Below are 20,930 nucleotides of genomic sequence, written 5' to 3' on the forward strand. Positions count from 1 at the left end.
TGTTGATGAGCGGTTCCACATCTCGCGCAGAGTGTTTTATGCAGTTCGAACTGGACGCTGCCGACGGCAATGCCCGCCGCGGCCGGTTGCGCTTTCCGCGCGGGGTGGTGGAGACGCCGGCGTTTATGCCGGTGGGGACCTACGGTACCGTGAAAGGTATGTTGCCGCGGGACCTGGAGGCCATCGGTGCACAGATTATTTTGGGTAACACTTTTCACCTGATGCTGCGCCCGGGCACGAAAGTGGTGGCGGAACACGGTGATCTGCATGATTTTATGCAGTGGCGCGGCCCGATTCTGACGGACTCCGGCGGCTTTCAGGTGTTCAGCCTGGGGGATCTGCGCAAGATTTCGGAGGAGGGGGTTTCCTTCCGCTCGCCCGTGGACGGCAGCCCGGTGTTTCTCACCCCGGAGGGGTCCATAGAGGTGCAGCGGGAGCTGGGCTCGGATATCGTCATGATTTTTGACGAGTGCACACCCTATCCGGCCACTGCGGATGCCGCGCGCAAATCCATGGAGTTGTCCCTGCGTTGGGCGGAGCGCTGCAAGAATGCCCACGGTGATGGAGCTTCGGCGCTGTTTGGCATAGTGCAGGGTGGCATGTATCCGGAGTTGCGCGATGTGTCGCTGCGCGGTCTGGAGGCGATAGGTTTTGACGGCTACGCCATCGGCGGCCTGTCGGTGGGCGAGCCCAAAGAAGAGATGCTTGCGGTACTGGATCACCTGGTTCAGCGGATGCCGGCGGACAAGCCGCGCTATCTGATGGGCGTGGGTAAGCCGGAGGATATTGTCGAGGCGGTGCGCCGGGGTGTGGATATGTTCGACTGTGTGATGCCCACCCGCAACGCGCGCAACGGCCATCTGTTCACATTCGAGGGAGTGGTAAAAATCCGCAATGCCCGGTATCGCCACGATACGGGACCACTGGAGACCGGCTGCGACTGCTATACCTGTGAACACTTCTCCCGCGCCTATCTGCACCACCTGGATCGCTGTGGTGAGATGCTGGGTGCACAGCTCAATACCATTCACAATCTGCGCCACTACCAGCGGCTGATGGAGCGGCTGCGCGATGCCATCGCGGCCGGGGAGCTGGAGACCTGTGTGGAGGACTTCTACCGGCGCCTGGGGCGCGAGGTGCCGCCACTGGCATCCTGAGGGCAAGGGGGGCAGCCGGCGCGGCCGTTTGCGGATGGGTGCGCATTGTACCCCCGCGTTATCCCCGTATAATCGGCGCAGATTCCGGACGGGTGCGGCCGTCTTGCCACTGTGTGGCCAGGCCCCGGCACCGCCCGAAATTGCCAAGTTTTATGGCCCGGCAGGGTCGACCAGAACAATGAGAGCAGCATGAATCGCTACCCACTGTGGAAATATCTGTTGATTGTCGTGGTTGTGGCACTCGGCTTCCTGTACGCCGCGCCCAACCTGTACAAACCCGATCCGGCGGTGCAGATCTCCGGCCAGTCCAGTGCCCTGACTATAGGCCCGGCCGTGCTGGCCAAGGCGCAGGAGGCGCTGGATGCGGCCGGGATCGAGTATTTTGGCGGTGAGGTGGGCCAGAAATCGGTGTTGTTGCGGCTCACTGCCATCGAGGAACAGTTGCCGGCCAAACGCGCGATTCAGGATGCGCTGGGCCACAGCGATTACGTGGTGGCCCTGAACCTGGCTTCCACTACTCCCGAGTGGCTGCGCAACCTGGGTGCCAGCCCCATGAAGTTGGGCCTGGATCTGGCGGGCGGTGTGCATTTCCTGCTGGAGGTGGACACGGACACCATAGTGCGGACCAACCTGGATGGTTACGCCCAGGACCTGAAGGCCAAGCTGCGCGCTGCCAAGGCGCGCTATCGCAGTGTGGACTTGGTGGACAACCGTGAAATCGTTGCCCGCTTCCGCACCGAGGAGCTGCGCGACCTGGCCATGTCCACCATACGCCGGGAGTTTCCCCAGCTGCAGCTGACGGAGTCCGGTGGGGGCGACAACCTGGAGATCCGTGCCTCCCTGTCGGAGCTGGAAATCAAGCAGCTGGAAGACTATGCGGTAACCCAGAACCTCACCACCCTACGCAACCGGGTCAATGAGCTGGGCGTGGCCGAGCCGATCGTGCAGCGCCAGGGGCGCAATCGCATCGTGGTGGAGCTGCCGGGCGTGCAGGACACTGCCGAGGCCAAGCGTATCATCGGCAAGACCGCCAATCTGGAATTCCGTATGGAGGCGCGGCCCAATACGCTGGTGACCGACAAGGAGTACTTCGAGTACCGCGACGAACAGGAGGCTGCCGCCTATGGCGGTGCCTGGCTGGAACGCAAGGTGATTATCAAGGGCGACCGCGTCACCGATGGCCGGGTGGGTTACGACGAAAGTGGCTTTCCCCAGGTGAATATCACACTGGACGCCCGCGGCGGTGAACTGATGCACCGGGCCACCTGGAAGAATGTTGGCCGGCGGATGGGCACGCTGTTTATCGAAACCCGCTTTACACCCCAGCCCGGGGTCGATGCCGAGGGCAACGAAACTATTGTGCAGGTGCGCTCGGAAGACAAGAAGATTATCAGCCTGGCCACGGTGCAGAGCGCACTGGGACGCCAGTTCCGGGTTACCGGACTCGGCAGCCCGGCGGAAGCCCAGGAGCTGGCGCTGCTGCTGCGCGCTGGTGCTCTGGCCGCGCCCATGTATTTTGTGGAAGAGCGGGTGATTGGCCCGTCCCTGGGGGCTGACAATATCGATGTGGGCGTCAAGTCGGTACAGATAGGCCTGCTGGCGGTGCTGGTGTGCATGCTGCTGTTTTACCGGGTGTTCGGGCTGGCCGCGAATATCGCCCTGGCGGTCAACCTGATACTGCTGGTGGCGGTGATGTCGATTCTCGGAGCTACCCTTACGCTGCCGGGCATAGCGGGTATCGTGTTGACGGTGGGTATGGCGGTGGATGCCAATGTGCTGATTTTCTCCCGTATCCGGGAGGAACTCAGGAACGGTATGCCTCCGCAATCGGCGATCAGCGCAGGTTTTGACAATGCGTTTAGCACCATTGTGGACGCCAACATCACCACCTTGATTGTAGCGGTGATCCTGTACGCGATTGGCTCCGGGCCGGTGCAGGGGTTTGCGGTAACTTTGTCCATCGGCATCCTGACGTCCATGTTCAGTGCCATTCTCGGTACCCGGGCACTGATCAATATGTTCTACGGCGGTCGCCGTGTACAGAAACTGTGGATTTAAAAGGGGCTGGCCATGAGTGAGACCAAGGTGGAAAACGGGAAGATCACCGAGTACATGGGCAAGCGCGTGTACGATTTTATGCGCTGGCGCAAGCTGGCTTCGGCGGTGTCCATCGCGATGGTGCTGGCATCGCTGGTGGCACTGGCGATGAATGGGCTGCGATTTGGGCTGGATTTTACCGGCGGTACCCAGGTGGAAGTGGGTTATGAGATAGCGCCGCGGGTAGAGACTGTGCGCCAGCAGTTGGAGCAGGAAGGCTATGCCGGTGCCACGGTGGTGCGTTTCGGTTCCGACAACGAGCTGCTGATCAAGCTGCCTCCGGAGGTGACCGCCGAGCAGACGCAGGCGACCGCGGGAGAGCGGGATGCCACCCAGTCTATCGGTGACAAGGTGGTGGGCCTGCTGCGCCAGAACAGCGATGGCGCGGTGGAATTGCGTCGGGTCGAGGTAGTGGGTCCGCAGATCGGTGAAGAGTTGCGGGACGACGGCGGCCTGGGCATGCTATTCGCACTGGTTGTGGTGATGGCCTATGTGGCGCTGCGGTTTCAGTATAAGTTTTCCGTGGGGGCGGTGACGGCACTGGCCCACGATGTGATTATCGTACTGGGCTTTTTTGCGCTGCTGCGGCTGGATTTCGACCTGACGGTGCTGGCGGCAGTGCTGGCGGTGATCGGCTATTCCCTCAACGATACTATCGTGGTGGCGGACCGCATCCGCGAGAACTTCCGCAGGGTGCGCAAGGCGACTTCCGCAGAGATTATCAATATCTCTATCAGCCAGACCCTGGGCCGTACCTTTATGACCTCATTCACCACTTTGCTGGTGCTGTGGGCACTGCAGTTTTTCGGTGGTGAGCTGATTCACAACTTCTCACTGGCCCTGATTGTGGGTGTGGTCGTGGGCACCTATTCTTCCGTTTACGTCGCCGCCAACGTGCTGATGGTTATGAACATTAGCAAGGAAGACCTGATGCCGCCGGTGAAAGAGGGTGCCGAGCTGGAGGAGATGCCCTGAGCGGGCCGTTGCGGAAACGGGCGGGAGGGCAGCCTGTGCGGTGCTTTCCCGTGGGGCTCAGGCCCGTGGCTTTTTGCCCAGGGTGATGTGTCGCGGGCCGGAAACATTGGTCTGGCCGCTCACGCCCTTGGGGACCTGCTCAATTTCACCACCAGCGGCAAGAAATGCCTGCACCTGCTGCTCGATGGTTTCACGAGTGTCAACAGGGGCGCTGGGTTGTTTGCGCTTGGCAGTGCTGGAAGCTTTTTTGGCCACGATAATTACCCGATATCTATACGTGAACCGGCCATTCTACAGTGTTTTGATTAAAAAATCACCCCCGGGCGCAGGCGCCTGCCGCGCGTGGTTGCAGCGGGGCGGCCCCTATCCCTGTCTGTTGGAAACTGCCAGCTATTCCTGAGTCCCTTTGACGGCGCCACTGAGCAGCGTTTTGTTCGCTTTGCGGGTGGTCCATAGGGCCGGCGATGCTGGTTATTCGGAGAGCGGCCAACCCCCCAGTTCCCGCCAGCGGTTGACGATGTGGCAGAACAGTTCTGCTGTTTTTTCCGCATCGTAGTGTGCTGAGTGGGCGCTGTTATTATCGAAGCCGAATCCGGCAACCTGGCAGGCTTTTGCCAGTACGGTTTGCCCGAAGGCGAGGCCGGCCAGGGTCGCGGTATCGAAACAAGAAAAGGGGTGAAAGGGGTTGCGTTTGATCCCGCAGCGCTCCACCGCGGCATTGAGGAAACCGAGGTCGAAGTGGGCGTTGTGGGCTACCATCACCGCGCGGGTACAACCGTGTTTTTTGATCGCGGTGCGAATCTGGCGAAACAGCTCTGGCAGCGCAACCTCTTCCGGCAACGCCTCCCGCTCCGCTGACTCCAGATCGATGCCGATAAAATCCAGCGCCGACTGCTCCAGGTTGGCGCCGGCAAAGGGCTCCAGATCAAAGCTGTGGGTCGCCTGGGGCAGCAGTACGCCGCTGTCATCCATATCCAGGATCACCGCGGATATTTCCAGCAGGGCGTCGGTGCGTGCGTTGAAGCCGCCGGTTTCCATGTCCACCACCACCGGCAGAAAGCCGCGGAAGCGCTGTGCCAGCAAGGTTTTTGAGTCTGTGGGTTCTTCTGCAGGGGTCACTCGAAATCCTTTACTCGGCCTTGTCGACGAGGCGCCAGTTCAATATTTCACCCGCGGCCAGCGGGATTAGCTGTCCGTCGCCCATGGTCAGGCTGGCGGGAAGCCGCCAGGGATCGCGCGCCAGGTAGATGCTGCCCGGGTTGCGTGGCAGGTCGTAAAAGTCCGGGCCGAACTCGCTGGCGAAGCTCTCCAGTTTGTCCAGTTTGCCGGCCCGCTCGAAGACTTCGGCATACATCTCGATGGCGGCAAAGGCGGTATAGCAGCCGGCGCAGCCACAGGCGTTTTCCTTTTTGTCCCGGCTGTGGGGCGCCGAGTCTGTGCCGAGAAAAAACTTGGGATTGCCACTGGTGGCCGCTTCGATCAGCGCGGACTGGTGATAACTGCGTTTCAGAACCGGCAGGCAGTAAAAGTGCGGGCGTATGCCGCCGGCCAGTAGGTGGTTGCGGTTGTACAGCAGGTGGTGTGCGGTAATGGTGGCACCTACGCCGTCGCGGGCGTTTTGCACAAATTCCGCCGCGTGGGCGGTGGTAATGTGTTCTAGGACTATCTTCAGGGCCGGGAAGTCCTGTACCAGGCGCGACAGGATATTGTCGACGAACATCTGTTCGCGGTCGAAGATATCGATATCGTCGTGGGTGACCTCCCCGTGCAGCAGCAGCTTCATGCCGCAGGCCTGCATGGTCTCCAGGGCGGGGTAGATGTTGGCGATATCCGTGACGCCGGAGTCGGAGTTGGTGGTGGCGCCGGCCGGATACAGCTTGGCGGCCACCGCGCCGGCCCGGTGGGCCCGCTCGATGGTTTCGGCATCGGTCCGGTCGGTCAGGTAGATCACCATCAACGGCTGGAAGGGGTTGCCGGGGGGAATCTGCTGGCGGATGCGCTGCTGGTAGGAGAGCATGTCTTCGGCATCGACCACCGGCGGCACCAGGTTGGGCATCACTATAGCGCGGCGGAACTGGCGTGCGGCATCGCCGACGGTTCTGCCCAGGGCTTCGCCATCGCGCAGGTGAATGTGCCAGTCGTCGGGAGTGCGAAGGGTGATCCGCTCCATAGTGTCTTACCGCAGGTTGGCCGATTGCGTCTTGGGGCGCAGATGCTACCGGAAGCCCGGTAGAATTGCGATGTGCCTGGCATTGTATATTAATCGAGCTATTTGGGTGCGAGGGTACCCCGGCGCTGGCCGGCGGCGGTCGGAGAGGCTACAATCGCGCCCGGAAAAAGGGCGGCACTGCCGCCGTTCCTGGGCACATCTCCAACAATAATTCTCCCAGACTGACACTCTAATTGAACTCCGCAGGGTAGTTGCGCCCGCGGCATTGTTACCGGTGGCGGCGTCCGCCGGCAGGGGAAACCGATGAGCAGGATCGACAAGGTAGTGCTGGCGTACTCCGGAGGGCTGGACACCTCTGTGATAGTGCGCTGGCTCCAGGACAGTTACGACTGTGAAGTGGTCACTTTTACCGCGGATATCGGCCAGGGCGAAGAGGTGGAACCGGCGCGCGCCAAGGCCGAGGCACTGGGGGTGAAAGAGATCTACATCGATGATCTGCGCGAGGAGTTCGTGCGGGACTTCGTCTTCCCCATGTTCCGGGCCAACACCATTTACGAGGGCGAATACCTGCTCGGCACTTCCATCGCCCGGCCGCTGATCGCCAAACGCCTGATCGAGATCGCGAATGAGACAGGGGCCGACGCCATCTCCCACGGCGCCACCGGCAAGGGCAACGATCAGGTGCGCTTCGAGCTGGGTGCCTATGCGCTAAAACCCGGTATCCAGGTGATAGCGCCCTGGCGGGAGTGGGATCTGAATTCCCGCGAGAAGTTGATGCAGTACTGTGCGCAGCACAAGATCCCGGTGGATTTTGCCTCCGGCAAGAAGAAGTCCCCCTACTCCATGGACGCCAACCTGTTGCATATCTCCTATGAGGGGGGAATCCTCGAGAACCCTTGGGCAGAGGCGGAAGAGGACATGTGGCGCTGGAGTGTCAGCCCCGAGGCCGCGCCCGACGAGCCCACCTATATTACGCTGACGTTCGACCGGGGCGATGCCGTGGCCTTGGATGGCGAGCCACTGAGTCCCGCCACCATGCTGGCAACCCTGAACAGGCTCGGGGGCGCCAACGGCATAGGCCGGCTGGATATCGTGGAAAACCGCTATGTGGGCATGAAGTCCCGCGGCTGCTACGAGACTCCCGGTGGCACCATACTGCTGAAGGCCCACCGGGCCATTGAGTCGATTACCCTCGATCGCGAAGTCGCGCACCTGAAAGACGAGTTGATGCCGCGCTACGCGCAGTTGATTTACAACGGTTACTGGTGGTCGCCGGAGCGCCAGATGCTGCAACTGGCCATTGACGATTCGCAAAAGGTGGTCAATGGCGACGTGCGGCTGAAGCTCTACAAGGGCGGCGTCACCTGTGTTGGGCGCCGGTCGGCGGACAGCTTATTCGACGAGCGTATCGCCACTTTTGAAGAGGATGCCGGCGCATACAACCAGAAGGATGCGGAGGGATTCATCAAATTGAACGCCCTGCGTCTGCGCATCGCGGCCCGCAAGGAGCGAAAACTGATCTAGATCAGTTTCTGCGGGTGAATGATGCGTTTAAATCGTCGCCTGCGGGACGGCTCAGACTACTTTGATTGGATGTAGCTGTAAATCTAACGGCGGGCTGCCGCATGTTTAGTGGAAACGAACCTTACCAAGCAACGGAAGTAATAAAATGACGACAACCGTGGCAAAGACCGGCCCTGCGCTGGACTATGACTACAAAATCGTACGCCAGTTCACCATTATGTCGGTGGTCTGGGGCATCGTCGGTATGGGTGTCGGGGTACTGCTCGCGGCTCAGCTGGCGTGGCCGGAGCTGAACGACTTTTTCCAGCCGTTCAGCCACTTCGGCCGCCTGCGCCCCCTGCATACCAACGCGGTGATTTTCGCGTTCGGTGGCAGTGTGTTGTTCGCTACTTCCTATTACGTGGTGCAGCGCACCTGCCAGACCCCGCTATGGGGGGGGTGGCTGGTGCCGTTTACCTTCTGGGGCTGGCAGGTGGTCATAGTGGCGGCGGCGATCACCCTGCCCATGGGCCTGACCACCACCAAGGAGTACGCGGAGCTGGAGTGGCCGATCGATATTCTGGTGACAGTGATTTGGATCGCCTATGCGTTGGTGTTCTTCGGTACCATTGCCAAACGCCGCACTTCCCACATTTATGTGGCGAACTGGTTCTTTGGCGCCTATATCGTCACTATTGCCTTCTTGTACGTTGTTAACAATCTGGAAGTGCCGGTCTCGGCCTTCAAATCCTATTCCCTGTTTGCCGGTACCACTGATGCCATGATCCAGTGGTGGTACGGCCACAATGCAGTGGGCTTTTTCCTGACCGCGGCTTTCCTCGGCATCATGTATTACTTTGTGCCAAAACAGGCCGGTCGCCCAATCTATTCCTACCAGCTGTCCATAGTGCACTTTTGGGCCCTGATCTCCATCTACGTGTGGGCCGGCGGCCACCATTTGCACTATTCAGCCCTGCCGGACTGGACTCAGAGTCTGGCGATGATCATGTCCGTGATTCTATTGGCTCCGTCCTGGGGGGGCATGATCAACGGCATCATGACCCTGTCCGGTGCATGGCACAAGTTGCGCACCGACCCAACCCTGCGTTTCCTGGTGGTGTCCCTGTCTTTCTACGGCATGTCCACTTTTGAAGGCCCGATGATGTCCATCAAGACGGTGAATGCCCTGTCCCACAATACAGACTGGACCATCGGCCACGTGCATTCCGGTGCCCTGGGCTGGGTGGCGATGATTTCCATCGGTGCCCTCTATCACCTGGTGCCGGTGCTGTTCCACCGCAAGGAGATGTATAGCGTGAAACTGATCAATGCGCACTTCTGGCTGGCGACCGTGGGCACGGTGCTGTATATCGCCGCCATGTGGGTCAACGGCATCACTCAGGGGCTGATGTGGCGCGCCTTCAACGCCGACGGCACCCTCACCTACAGCTTTGTGGAGAGCGTCATCGCCAGCTATCCGGGCTATATCGTGCGCTTTATCGGTGGTGCTTTCTTCCTGATCGGGATGCTGCTGATGGCCTACAACGTGTACCGCACGGTGACGGACAAAGAGAACTCCGCCCAGCAGGACAACACAGTGCCGCTCGCCCAGCCCGCACAGTAGGAGACCAGGCAATGAAAAACCATGACATCGTCGAGAAAAACATTGGCCTGATGGTGCTCTTTATCATTGTCGCCATCAGCTTCGGAGCGCTGGTGGAGATAGTTCCACAGTTTTTTATCAAGGCGAACAATGAGCCGATAGCGGGACTCAAGCCCTGGGATCCGGTGGTTCTGGAGGGCCGCGATATCTACATCCGCGAGGGCTGTCACGTCTGCCACACGCAAATGGTGCGGCCGCTGCGGGCTGAGGTGGAACGTTACGGCCACTATTCCATGGCGCAGGAGAATGTGTACGAACACCCCTTCCTGTGGGGTTCCAAGCGCACAGGTCCGGATCTGGCCCGGGTTGGTGGCCGCTATTCCGATGAGTGGCACAGGGCCCACCTGTACAACCCGCGCAATGTGGTGCCGGAATCCAATATGCCCGCCTTCCCCTGGTTGTTCGACAATGTGGTCACCGGCGAGCACACCGCCAATAAGATGCGCGCTCTGCGCTTCGCCGGTGTGCCTTATACGGACGAAGATATTGCCAAGGCGCGCGAGCCTTTCGTGGGTGGTCGGGTGAAGGAAATCGACGCACTGGTGGCCTACCTGCAACAGCTGGGTGTCCTGGTGCAACAGAAGCGCTGAACAGGGAGTACCCACAGATGGATATCAATGTATTGCGTCAGATCGCTGTCGTACTCGGAGCTGTGGCCTTCATCGCCATATGCTGGTGGGCTTTTTCCCCCAAGCGCAAAAAGCGCTTCGAAGAGGACGCCCAGCTGCCATTCGCAGATGAGGAGCAGTCGCGGCGCGCAGCCTACAAGGCGGATGGAAAAGATATAGAAGACGAATCGGTCGCGGGTGGGGGACAAGAGCACCCGCCTTCGGCGGAACAGAACAAGGGGCAGGACAAGCAATGAGTACATTCTGGAGTTTATGGGTCATAGTACTCACCCTCGCCAACCTGGCACTGATCATCTGGGTGTTGTTTGCCAACCGCAAGGTGGCGGTGAGCGACCAGGATGAACCCGGTAACGAGACCACCGGGCACGTCTACGACGGTATTGAGGAATACGACAACCCTCTGCCGCGCTGGTGGTTTATGCTGTTTGTCGGCACGCTGATTTTCTCCGCCATTTATCTGGTCATCTACCCGGGCATGGGCAACTTCAAGGGCATCGCCGGCTGGACCTCCGTGGGGCAGCTGGAACGCAGCCAGGAAAAGGCAATGGAGAAATTTGACCAGACTTTTGGCAAATACGCGCAGATGCCAGTGGAGCAGATTGCCGAGAATCCCCAGGCGCTGAAAATGGGTGCGCGCATCTTTGCCAATAACTGCGCCGTCTGCCACGGCGCCGATGGTGGCGGCAACTATGGTTTCCCCAATCTCAGCGATGATGACTGGCTCTACGGCGGCACCCCGGAAAAGATTCTGCAAACCCTGTACCAGGGGCGCCAGGGAGTGATGCCGCCACAGGAGCCGATTATCGGTGAAGAGGGTGTGCGAAATACCGCCGAGTATGTGCTGGCGCTGAACGGCCTGGAGCACAATGCGGAGATGGCCGCACAGGGCAAGCAGGTGTTCGACCGCGTATGTATGGCCTGTCACGGGCTGGACGCCAAGGGAAACCAGGCAATCGGTGCGCCCAACCTGACCAATAATATCTGGCTCTATGGCAGCAGTCGCGAGCAGATTCAGCACACCATTCGCGGCGGTCGCAGCAACCAGATGCCGTCGCAGAGCGACAAGCTGCGCGACGACAAGATCCGCCTGGTGGCCGCCTATGTATACAGCCTGTCCCGGCAGGAAGAGGTGGAGCAGTGAGCCGCCGCTGAGTGGAAGCACCGGCCCCATCCGCCGCCGGCGAGGGGCCTGACAACACGGGCGCGCAGGGACGAAGAACAAAAGCCTCATTGTTTAGCTGACGAAGAGTGCTCCCCGCTGCCCGGAGCCAAAGTGAGGTTTTTCGTGAGTGATCTGATCCCCACACGGGAAGAGCAGGAGGGCGATGGCCAGGTGCGCTATCGCATGCTCTACGAGTCCGACGATAAGGTTTATACCCGCCATATCAGCGGCATTTACACCCGCGTCCGCAAATACACCGGTCTGCCGCTGCTGGCCGCTTTCTTCTTTATACCCTGGATCAATCTGGAAGGCCGCCAGGCTGTGTTGTTTGATCTGCCGGAGCGCAAATTCCACATTCTCTGGTCTACTTTCGGCCCCCAGGATGGCTTCCTGCTGGCCTGGATACTGATCATGGCGGCGTTCGCGCTGTTCGCTGTCACCACCTGGCTCGGGCGGGTCTGGTGTGGTTTTACCTGTCCGCAGACGGTGTGGACCATGATGTTTATGTGGGCGGAAAGGCTGTGCGAGGGGGACAGGGCCAAGCGCATCAAACTTGACGCCGCGCCCTGGAGCCTGGAAAAGGCCCTGCGCAAATCCGGCACCTACGCCATCTGGCTGTTGATCGCCGCCGCCACGGCGCTGGCCTTTGTGGGTTATTTCTACGGTATCCGCGATCTGGTGGTGGATCTCGCCAGCCTGAAAGCACACCCGCAAGCGGTTTTCTGGGTGGCTTTTTTCACGCTGGCGACTTTCTTTAATGCGGGTTTTTTGCGCGAGCAGGTCTGCAAATACATGTGCCCTTACGCGCGTTTCCAGTCGGTGATGTACGACCAGGACACACTGGCGGTTCAGTATGATGCGCGCCGGGGCGAGACCCGCGGGCCGCGCAAGAAAGGTATCGATTACCAGTCTGAAGGGCTGGGCGACTGCATCGACTGCTACTGGTGTGTCCAGGTCTGTCCGGTGGATATCGATATCCGCGATGGGATGCAGTATGAATGTATCAACTGTGGCCTGTGTGTGGACGCCTGCAACAGTGTCATGGACAAAATGGGCTATCCGCGCGGACTGATCCGCTTTACCTCCGAGGACGAGCTGGAGACCGGCAAGACCAATTATCTGCGGCCGCGCCTGTTTGGCTACGCATTGGTGCTGGCGGCGATGGTTGGATTGTTCAGTTATCAGCTGCTGACGCGGAGCCCGGTCGAGGCGGAAGTGCTGCGCGACCGGGGCGCCCGTATGTACCGGGAATACCGAGGCGATATCCAGAATGTCTACACGGTGAAAATCAATAATATGGATCGGACTGCGCACGAGTTTTCCATTCGCGTCGAGGGCCGCGAGGGTGTGGATTACTCACTGCGCAAGCCGCGACAGATTTACGTGGAGTCCGGGGAAATTTACGCGGTGCCGATTCGTGTCAGTGTGCCCAAGGGTCAACTGCGGGATAGCAAGCACGATATCCATATCGTGGTGCAAGCGGTGGATCAGCCGGAGCTGCAGGACCGGCACCAGACAGTTTTTATTGGCCCCAAAAGGTAAGGGCAGGGAAAGAGTGACGGGCTGCGGGCCCTGAGAGGCGGTTAATATGGTGACGAAACAAACCACCAGACCCTGGTATCGGGAACCCTGGCTGTGGCTGGTGATGGCGCCACTGGTGCTGGTGGTCCTGGTGACCCTGGTAATGGTCTCCATCGCCGTGCGGTACGCCGACGATACCGTCAGCGACACCTATTACAAAGACGGCCTCATGTATCACTACACCGCCGAGCAGGATGAAAAGGCCCGCCAGCTGGGACTGGCGGGCCTGTTGCAGTTTGAGGGCCAGGCGGTGACCCTGGAACTCAATGGCGATTTTGACTTGCCGCCACAGTTGTTGCTGACCCTCAGCCACCCGGTGGAGGCGAACCTGGATCGCAATATCTTACTGTCCCGGGTTGCCGCCAGCCGCTATAGCGGCAGCTTCGACGGGGATATGCGGCACCGCTGGTACCTGCGCCTGATGCCGGAGCTGGATCCGGACCGGCACCTGCAGGCGGCGTGGCGCCTGACCGGGGAGATCAATTTCGACCTGGGTCGGGCCGCTCCCCTCAACCCGGCGAGCCAATGACAGCTGTCAATTGTTTTCACTGCGGTCTGCCGGTAGCGCCCGGTAGTTCCTTTCCGGTATTGATCGGCGGCACCGAGCGGCCCATGTGCTGCCCCGGTTGCCAGGCGGTGGCGGGGGCCATCGTCGCCGGCGGCCTGGACAGTTTTTATCGCTACCGCGATGCGCGCAACGAACGCCCGGATCAGGGCACGCCGGATCCCTCCCAGTGGCAGGCATACGACCTGCCCGAGGTGCAGGCGGAGTTTGTGCGCGATTCGGACCAGGGAGCCAAAATCGCCGCACTGCTGGTAGGCGGTATCAGCTGTGCGGCCTGTGTGTGGCTGATCGAGAAACACCTGGGACGCCTGGATGGGGTGGAGCGGGTTTCCGTCAACGCCAGTACCCAGCGGGCGCAGATTTGCTTCGACCCCGCCCGGTTGCAGCCCAGTGCCCTGTTCACCGAACTGGCGCGTATCGGTTACCGCCCGGCCGCGGCCACCGCCGGCAACAGCGAACAGCTGATCCAAACGGAGCGGCGGGCGGCGTTGCGCCGCCTGGGTGTGGCCGGGCTGGGCACCATGCAGGTGATGATGTTCGCCGTGGCGCTTTACTTCGGTGCCGCCACCGGTATCGATCGAGAACTGGAACGCTATCTGCGCTGGGTCTCCCTTCTGATCGCCACACCCGTCGTCTTCTACGCTGCGCGACCATTTTTCGCCGCCGCCTGGCGCAGCCTGACCGGGCGCCATTTGAGTATGGATGTGCCGGTGTCGCTGGCGATCGGGCTGGCCTACGCCGCCAGCTTTTACGCCACTCTGTTCGATGTGGGCGAAGTCTATTTCGAGTCTATCTCCATGTTTACCTTCTTCCTGTTGCTGGGGCGGACAGTGGAGATGCGCGCCCGCCACAGGGCCGGACTCGCCAGCGGTGGCCTGGCGCAGCTGCTGCCTCTGACCGCAAACCGGATGGGAGCGCACGGGGCCCGGTCTGTGCCGGTGACCGCCTTGCGCGTCGATGATCGCATCCTGTTGCGACCGGGGGACACTATCCCCGCGGATGGCGAGGTGGTCGACGGCAGCAGCGGCGTGGACGAATCCCTGCTCAGTGGAGAGGCAGCCCTGCAGCAGAAAGAAAAAGGCAGCCAGGTGTTTGCCGGCAGCGTCAACGGCGATTCAGCGCTGGAGGTGCGGGTGACTGCAGCGGGTAAATTCACACGCCTGTCGGCCATCGAGCGACTGGTGGAGGATGCGCAGCTTCACAAGCCGAAACAGGTAGCCCTGGCGGACCGTATCGCCGGTGTCTTCGTCGGCGCGGTGCTGGTTATTGCGGCCGCAGCCTTTGCGGTGTGGTGGCAGATAGATCCGCAGCGGGCCTTTTGGGTGGCTCTGTCGGTACTGGTGGTCACCTGCCCCTGCGCCCTGTCCCTGGCCACCCCCGCCGCACTGGCGGCGGCGACCCTTAGGCTGCAGCAGCTGGGACTTCTGGTGGCCGGGGGACACCTGCTGCAAACATTGCCGGGGATCACACGGGTTGTGCTGGACAAGACCGGAACCCTGACCCTTGGGGAGCCCCAGGTGGTGCGGATTCAATTGTTGCGGGAAAGCTGGTGCGAGCAGCGGGTCCGGCAGGTGGCCGGCGCGCTGGAATGGCAGACCGGCCACCCCCTGGCGCGGGCCTTTCGCGCCTGGTCCGGCCAGCTGGCCGCATCTGACGTACGGGTGCACACAGGGCAGGGTGTCGAGGGACGGGTCCAGGGCCAGTGCTTGCGCCTGGGCCGCCCGGATTTCGCCGCCCAGGCCGCACCTGCGATACCCGGGGGGGAGGGGCAGTGGCTGCTGCTGGGGGACGACGACGGACCCATCGCCTGGATACTGATCGGGGACCGGCTGCGCCCCTCCGCACAGATGGCGTTGGCGCAGCTGCAGGATGTCGGACTGAAAGCGGAGCTGCTCAGCGGCGACCCCTCCCCTGAGGTGGCGCGCCTCGCTGCAGTGGTGGGTATCGACCAATACCGTGCCGGTGTCTCACCGGAAGACAAACTGGCTCATTTGCGCAGCCTCCAGGAGGCCGGAGAACGGGTGCTGATGGTGGGCGACGGCATCAATGACGTGCCGGTGCTGTCCGGCGCCGATGGGTCCGTGGCCATGCTGTCCGCCGCCGACCTGGCCCAGTCCAGGGCGGACGCCATTCTGTTGCGCGGCGATCTCCGGGTATTACCCCGGGCGTTGCTGCTGGCGCGCCGCTGCCGGCACATAATCCGTCAGAATCTGCTGTGGGCCCTGGGTTACAATGCACTGGCGCTGCCACTGGCGGCCTGCGGGCTGGTCCCGCCCTGGGTGGCGGCATTGGGCATGTCGGCCAGTTCGCTGATCGTGGTGTTGAATTCACTGCGCCTGTCGCGCTGGCAGCCGGCGGGGGAATCCCGCCCATCCACAACCAATGTAACCGGTGCGGCCCTGGCCGGACCGGGAGATCACTGAATGAGCAGTCTGTATTTCCTGATCCCCATCGCCATCCTATTCGTCGCCATCGCGGTGAAAGTTTTTTTCTGGGCCGTCAACAGCGGTCAGTACGACGACCTGGAAACCGAAGGGCGGCGTATCCTGTTCGACGATGAACGGGAGGGAACAGGGTTACAGGGCGACGGTGAGGCGCCGGCGAAGCCGGAGCAGCACCCGTGACCGACTGGGGTTTCATCGCCGCGGCTCTGGCAGTTGGATTTCTCGGCAGCGGCCACTGTATCGGTATGTGCGGCGGTATCGCCGGTGCTCTGGGCATGGCCTCCGACAGCGGTAAAACTGAATGGCAGCAGCTGCTGTCCTACTCCGCCGGGCGCCTGGGCAGCTATACATTGATGGGCGCGATCGTCGGCGCCCTGGGCGCGGCACTGGTGCCGGCGCTGGGCCCGCTGCGTGTGATTGCCGGGGTCATGCTGGTGGCCATGGCACTGTACATCGCCGGCTGGTGGCGTGGGCTGGTGTGGCTGGAGCGCGGCGGCGCTTATTTGTGGCGATATCTGCAACCTCTGTCAGCGCGGCTGCTGCCGGTGCGCTCTTCTTCCCAGGCGCTGGCCCTGGGGGCTGTGTGGGGCTGGCTGCCCTGCGGTCTGGTCTACAGCGCGCTGACTTTCGCCCTGGCCCAGGGTGGCGGCGTGTCGGCGGCACTGGCGATGCTGGCCTTCGGGCTGGGTACTGTGCCCGCAATGCTGGCGACCGGGGCGGCGGCTTCCAGTGTGCGCGGGCTGGTACAGAAAACCGGGGTGCGGCTGCTGTTCGCCGGTGCCATTCTGCTGTTCGGCCTCTGGACCATCTGGGGCGGGCTCGGCCACGGAAACCACGGTGCTCACGGCCCGCACAGCGCACCGCAAAGCGGCCAGTCGGAGCACTCACACCACCACTGACCGAGACCGCCGCTTACAGGTCGATGCGCAGGGACAGATCTATGGCTCTCAGGTGTTTGGTCAGGCTGCCGCAGGACACAGAGTCCACCTCCAGCTGCGCCAGCTGCCTTAGCCGCTCGCTGTCGACGCTGCCGGAAATTTCGATCTGCGCTTTTCCCCGTGCCAGTTCCAGTGCGGTTTTGGTGTCTGCGTCACTGAACTCATCCAGCATGATCACATCCGCCCCTGCCGCCAGCGCCTGGCGCAGTTCGTCCAGACTCTCCACCTCTACTTCCACCAGCGCGTCCGCCTTGATAGCGTGGGCCTGGGACACTGCGCTGGCGATACCGCCGGCGGCGGCGATGTGGTTTTCCTTGATCAGAAAGGCGTCGTAGAGCCCGAACCTGTGGTTGTTGCAGCCACCGCACAGAACCGCATATTTCTGTGCGCTGCGCAGACCGGGAATGGTCTTGCGGGTATCCAGCACGCGGATCTGGTTGTTCCCGGCACAGGCCGCATAGTGGGCAGCGACAGTGGCGGTGCCGGACAGAGTCTGCAGGAAGTTCAGCGCGGTGCGCTCGCCGGTCAGGATAGAGCGCGCCTTGCCTTCCAACTCCAGCAGCACTGCACCGGCGTCAACTCTGTCGCCGTCGTCAAAGCGCCAGGTCAGCCGCAGGTCCGGATCCAGCTGCCGGAACACTTCGTCCACCCAGGCGCGCCCGCAAAGGGTGCACGCCTCCCGGGTAACGATCCGCGCCCGGGCCCGCCGGTCCGCCGGGATCAGTTGTGCGGAGATATCGCCCGTACCCACATCTTCCGCCAGTGCGGTGCTCACCGAACGGTTCAGATCGTGGATCAGGTTGGGAATCACAGAGTCTCGGGGGTGCATGACAAAATCTCAAAACGACGCGGCGCAAGTTTACCAAAAAGGGTGCGCTCCAGCAGATTGTTGAAAAGCCTTCCCTGGCTTTCCCCAACCCGGGTTTGCGGCGCATGTACGCAAACCCTCCACGACAAATCAAACAGTTACACGCTTGACTTGCGACCCGAACACCCCTGTTAGGGCCTATCCATGCCCCGCCCACGGAGGCGCATTGTTATTTGCTGTAGCAGGTCTGCCAAAGATTGGCCGGGCGGCTGTGACCACGATCACAAAGTCGCGATTTGCACTTGCCAGGGCCAGAGGTTGAGGAGGTAGAATCAAGGCGCCGAAATTTGTCTCGTGGCTCCTGTACCCTGTCGTAAACCGCAAATTTCCCGAATTGTGGTGCAGGGAGCCGCTAGCTGTCCCTTGGGTGGACGCATCCGCTGATGGCCGGAAAAAATGGCTGTCAGCCGGGTGTCCGGCCGGGTATAGAGGGCGCCAACAGGGTGTCCGCCAGTTACGCAGAGGAAGATGTGGATAAAAAACAGCACGGCAAGGTGGTCTCCCTGCGGCATAGAGGTAACAGTGCCCCGGATATTTCTTTAGCAGCCGAAACAGTATTGTCTCCGGCGGTGACTGCACTGCGGGACTACGCCACCGAGCAGCTGCGCGAGCGGGTCAAGCAGGTGTTCGCCAAGGTGGATGATTCGCTGTTCGCCATGGCGGAGCGCGCGCACCGGCAGGAGGAACAGGACGGTTTGTTTCACGCCCTGCGACTGTTGCGGGTCGAGCGCGGGCGGGTCGTGGACTGCCTTGTGGGCAATATTGCCGATGGCTTCCAGTCACCCGTAGAGCCTGAAGCCGGCGAAAGCGTGGGTGCGGAAAACCTGTCGCTGGTACACAACGATGATCTGGAGCAACTGGTCGCGGTCGATACCATGGTGGCCAGCGCCAAGCGCGCCTACGGCGAGCAGGTCACCGAACTGACACTGCGCCTGAATACGCTATACAGCGAAAAAATCTCCAACAAGAACAACCCTATCGGTGTGGATGCAATCTGTACCGCCTGTGTGGAGGCGGTGCGTCCGCTCAATCTGCATATCCGCGCCCGCCTCACCCTGCTGAAGAAATTTGAGCAGCATGTGGTGCAGCATCTCGACGATTTTTACCAGAGCGCTAATCAGCTGCTGGTGGGGCAGGGGGTGCTGCCTACACTGCGCCAGCAGCGGCGGGAAGCCAGGCGGCGGTCCCAGCCGACGACCCCCGGGCCTGGTCCCGGGATGGCCCGCGCTGGGGGGCAGATGACACCGGGGGGGCAGGCGCCCGGCAGCCCCGGCCCGGAACTGGGCGCCGGCGGTGGCCACTTCGCCCCCGGACTGCTGCCCGCCACGGCGGGACTGGCGCCCATGGCACCGAGTGACCTGGTGATGCAACTCGGCGCCCTGCAGGCCCAGGCCAGTGCGCTCACTGCGCGGCCTCAGCTGCTCGATGTGAACAGTCTGCTGCAGCAGCAACTGGTGGAACAACAGCGTTCAGCGTCCCTGGCCAAGGCGGATCGGGACGTCATCAAGCTGGTGGAAATGCTGTTCTCGTTTATGCTTGACGACCGCAACCTGGCAGAGCCAGTCAAAAGTCACCTGGGGCGCCTGCAGCTTCCGCTGCTCAAAGTCGCCATCGCCGATAAATCCTTTTTCAGCAAAGGCGGCCATCCGGCACGCAAATTACTCAATGAGCTGGCGGATGCCAGTACTGGCTGGCAGGCCGGGGAACAATACGAGACGGATCCGCTGTTCTGCGAAGTGGCCAGGGTTGTGGATTCGGTGGTGAATGAATTCGAGGAGGACATCTCCATTTTCGACCAGCTGCTGCAGCAACTGCGCAGCTTCACCGCGAGGGAGAAAAAGCGCGCGGCAATGCTGGAACAGCGCATTGTGGATGAAGCGGATGGTCGAGCCAAAACCCAGGCTGCGCGGGCCCGTGTGGCCGCGGTATTGGAGGCCTTGTCCGCCGAGCGTGAATTGCCCGGTGTCGTTTCCGACTGGTTGGAAAAGGTGTGGAATCACGCCCTGTTTCTGATCTGTGTCAAAGAGGGCAGCGACAGCGAAGCCTGGGCAAAGGGTGTGAGGACAGCGCGCGACCTGATCTGGAGCGTCGAGGCCCCCATGCCGGAAAATCAGCAGCAGCTGCAACAATTGCTGCCGTCCCTGCAGCAGCGGCTGCGGGATACGCTGGAAATGGTGTCCGTAAGCCCCTTCGTGGCGCGGCGGCTGTTTGGCGGGCTGAAAGACATCTATCGCGAACAGTTCGCCCTGGCGCAGCGCATTCTTACCGAGCGCGAACAGGCCGCACAGGCACAAGAGACCCCACTCGAAGAGACTCCCGCTATGGAGGCCGCCGGAACAGTGGAAGTCAGCGGCAGCGAGGCGGAAGCGCCCCTGCCGGAAGTGGAGGAATTACAGGAGGTCGCTGCGGCGGCGGAAGTGGTCGCCGAGCCGTCTGCCGCGGAAGAGGTGGCGATTTCTGAGGAGGATCCCCACTGGCAACAGACGTTCCGCCTGTCCCAGGGCAACTGGTTTGAGTTCAAACGCTCCGACAGTGAACAGTTTCGCTGTCGCCTGGCTGCGGTAATCCGGGATATCGACCAGTTTATTTTCGTCAATCGCAACGGCGCCAAGGTGGCGGAGTTTTCACGCCGGGAACTGGCGCTGGCATTGCGCAGCATGGAGTTGATGCCGCTGGATGACGGCATGCTGTTTGAGCGGGCACTGCAGTCGGTTATCAACGATGTCCGTCGGGGCACCAGGAGTCATACCTAGGGCCTGTTGGCACTAACTGAGATAGCCCTGCTGCCATTGGTTTTGTGGCCTGCAAGGCAGGAATTGCGCTGTGTGGTGGGTCCACATAAGCAATTTCTAACGCCGCAGGGCGCGAAACCAGCGTCAGCCCTTCGGGTTGTGCCGGAAAAGGCGCCACTCTTCGTTGCTCGTCGCTCATTTGGAACAACCAAACCGCGCTCCTCTTGCCTCGATTGGCACCTTTTCTGTCACAACAGGGCCAACTCAGTTAGTGTCAACAGGCCCTAGGGTCTGTCGACATTAGTGTGCCGCAGCAAGCTGCGGGAGAGATGAGGGATTGTGGCCCCTCGTCATCGGCATGCAGGTGCTGGTGACAAACCACCTTATGCGGCGACGGCCAAAAGCCGTGGTCGTGAGCGATAAGGAAAAGGCGCCGCAAAAGGCGT

The 20,930-nt window shown here is 61.4% G+C and carries 18 protein-coding genes; 14 read left to right on the forward strand and 4 right to left on the reverse strand.

All coding sequences use genetic code 11. The features are described from left to right. The first annotated feature begins 38 nt into the window (after nt 1–38). The 3 genes from tgt to secF all read left to right on the forward strand — a co-directional run bounded on the left by tgt (nt 39) and on the right by secF (nt 4,229). A complete protein-coding gene (gene tgt, locus AB1S50_RS09745) occupies nt 39–1,157 on the forward strand; it encodes a tRNA guanosine(34) transglycosylase Tgt (RefSeq protein WP_367150449.1) in 1,119 nt (372 codons plus the stop codon). A 189-nt stretch (nt 1,158–1,346) separates the two neighbouring features. Continuing rightward, entirely contained in the window at nt 1,347–3,215 is a 1,869-nt protein-coding gene (gene secD, locus AB1S50_RS09750) for a protein translocase subunit SecD (RefSeq protein WP_367150430.1), read from the forward strand. Nucleotides 3,216–3,227: 12 nt separating this feature from the next. Then, nucleotides 3,228–4,229 carry a protein translocase subunit SecF gene (gene secF / locus AB1S50_RS09755; RefSeq protein ID WP_367150432.1) on the forward strand — a complete coding sequence of 334 codons (1,002 nt, stop codon included), beginning with the start codon at nt 3,228–3,230 and terminating at the stop codon, nt 4,227–4,229. A gap of 57 nt (nt 4,230–4,286) precedes the next feature. Here the strand turns inward: secF and AB1S50_RS09760 are convergent, their stop codons facing one another. The 3 genes from AB1S50_RS09760 to pyrC all read right to left on the reverse strand — a co-directional run bounded on the left by AB1S50_RS09760 (nt 4,287) and on the right by pyrC (nt 6,399). Next, nucleotides 4,287–4,484, reverse strand: coding sequence for a hypothetical protein (locus tag AB1S50_RS09760; protein ID WP_367150433.1), 198 nt, complete (start codon nt 4,482–4,484; stop codon nt 4,287–4,289). Between the two features lie 216 nt (nt 4,485–4,700). Continuing rightward, nucleotides 4,701–5,348, reverse strand: coding sequence for a ribonuclease T (gene rnt, locus AB1S50_RS09765; RefSeq protein WP_367150434.1), 648 nt, complete (start codon nt 5,346–5,348; stop codon nt 4,701–4,703). A 10-nt stretch (nt 5,349–5,358) separates the two neighbouring features. Continuing rightward, nucleotides 5,359–6,399 (reverse strand): dihydroorotase, encoded by a 1,041-nt coding sequence (gene pyrC / locus AB1S50_RS09770; RefSeq protein WP_367150435.1) that lies wholly within the window; start codon nt 6,397–6,399, stop codon nt 5,359–5,361. 303 nt (nt 6,400–6,702) lie between these two features. On the opposite strand from pyrC, the gene AB1S50_RS09775 reads away from it, so the two are divergent. The 10 genes from AB1S50_RS09775 to AB1S50_RS09820 all read left to right on the forward strand — a co-directional run bounded on the left by AB1S50_RS09775 (nt 6,703) and on the right by AB1S50_RS09820 (nt 16,845). Continuing rightward, the gene (locus tag AB1S50_RS09775; RefSeq protein WP_367150436.1) at nt 6,703–7,923 is read left to right on the forward strand and encodes an argininosuccinate synthase; all 1,221 of its coding nucleotides are present in this window, start codon (nt 6,703–6,705) and stop codon (nt 7,921–7,923) included. 145 nt (nt 7,924–8,068) lie between these two features. Beyond that, nucleotides 8,069–9,526, forward strand: a complete 1,458-nt coding sequence (gene ccoN / locus AB1S50_RS09780) for a cytochrome-c oxidase, cbb3-type subunit I (RefSeq protein ID WP_367150437.1) — start codon at nt 8,069–8,071, stop codon at nt 9,524–9,526. Between the two features lie 11 nt (nt 9,527–9,537). Continuing rightward, on the forward strand, nt 9,538–10,155 hold the full coding sequence (gene ccoO / locus AB1S50_RS09785) for a cytochrome-c oxidase, cbb3-type subunit II (RefSeq protein ID WP_367150438.1): 618 nt from the start codon (nt 9,538–9,540) through the stop codon (nt 10,153–10,155). A 17-nt stretch (nt 10,156–10,172) separates the two neighbouring features. After that, complete coding sequence (locus tag AB1S50_RS09790) at nt 10,173–10,430, forward strand: cbb3-type cytochrome oxidase subunit 3 (RefSeq protein WP_367150439.1); 258 nt, start codon at nt 10,173–10,175, stop codon at nt 10,428–10,430. Beyond that, entirely contained in the window at nt 10,427–11,335 is a 909-nt protein-coding gene (gene ccoP, locus AB1S50_RS09795; RefSeq protein ID WP_367150440.1) for a cytochrome-c oxidase, cbb3-type subunit III, read from the forward strand. The genes AB1S50_RS09790 and ccoP overlap by 4 nt, the downstream gene beginning before the upstream one ends. 144 nt (nt 11,336–11,479) lie before the next feature. Beyond that, complete coding sequence (ccoG, locus tag AB1S50_RS09800; RefSeq protein ID WP_367150441.1) at nt 11,480–12,898, forward strand: cytochrome c oxidase accessory protein CcoG; 1,419 nt, start codon at nt 11,480–11,482, stop codon at nt 12,896–12,898. 46 nt (nt 12,899–12,944) lie between these two features. Next, nucleotides 12,945–13,466, forward strand: a complete 522-nt coding sequence (locus AB1S50_RS09805; RefSeq protein WP_367150442.1) for a FixH family protein — start codon at nt 12,945–12,947, stop codon at nt 13,464–13,466. Continuing rightward, nucleotides 13,463–15,925: a heavy metal translocating P-type ATPase gene (locus tag AB1S50_RS09810; RefSeq protein WP_367150443.1), complete on the forward strand. Its 2,463-nt coding sequence runs from the start codon at nt 13,463–13,465 to the stop codon at nt 15,923–15,925. The genes AB1S50_RS09805 and AB1S50_RS09810 overlap by 4 nt, the downstream gene beginning before the upstream one ends. Further along, nucleotides 15,926–16,126 carry a cbb3-type cytochrome oxidase assembly protein CcoS gene (gene ccoS / locus AB1S50_RS09815; protein WP_367150444.1) on the forward strand — a complete coding sequence of 67 codons (201 nt, stop codon included), beginning with the start codon at nt 15,926–15,928 and terminating at the stop codon, nt 16,124–16,126. Then, entirely contained in the window at nt 16,123–16,845 is a 723-nt protein-coding gene (locus AB1S50_RS09820; RefSeq protein ID WP_367150445.1) for a sulfite exporter TauE/SafE family protein, read from the forward strand. Before ccoS ends, AB1S50_RS09820 begins: the two co-directional genes overlap by 4 nt. A gap of 13 nt (nt 16,846–16,858) precedes the next feature. On the opposite strand, the gene nadC is transcribed toward AB1S50_RS09820, so the two are convergent. Beyond that, entirely contained in the window at nt 16,859–17,713 is an 855-nt protein-coding gene (gene nadC, locus AB1S50_RS09825) for a carboxylating nicotinate-nucleotide diphosphorylase (RefSeq protein ID WP_367150446.1), read from the reverse strand. Between the two features lie 422 nt (nt 17,714–18,135). Between nadC and AB1S50_RS09830 the strand changes: the two genes are divergently transcribed. After that, complete coding sequence (locus AB1S50_RS09830) at nt 18,136–20,505, forward strand: DUF1631 domain-containing protein (RefSeq protein WP_367150447.1); 2,370 nt, start codon at nt 18,136–18,138, stop codon at nt 20,503–20,505. Nucleotides 20,506–20,930: the final 425 nt, after the last annotated feature.

Origin of the sequence: Microbulbifer discodermiae (assembly GCF_040742695.1) — a bacterium.
Taxonomy (GTDB): Bacteria; Pseudomonadota; Gammaproteobacteria; order Pseudomonadales; family Cellvibrionaceae; genus Microbulbifer.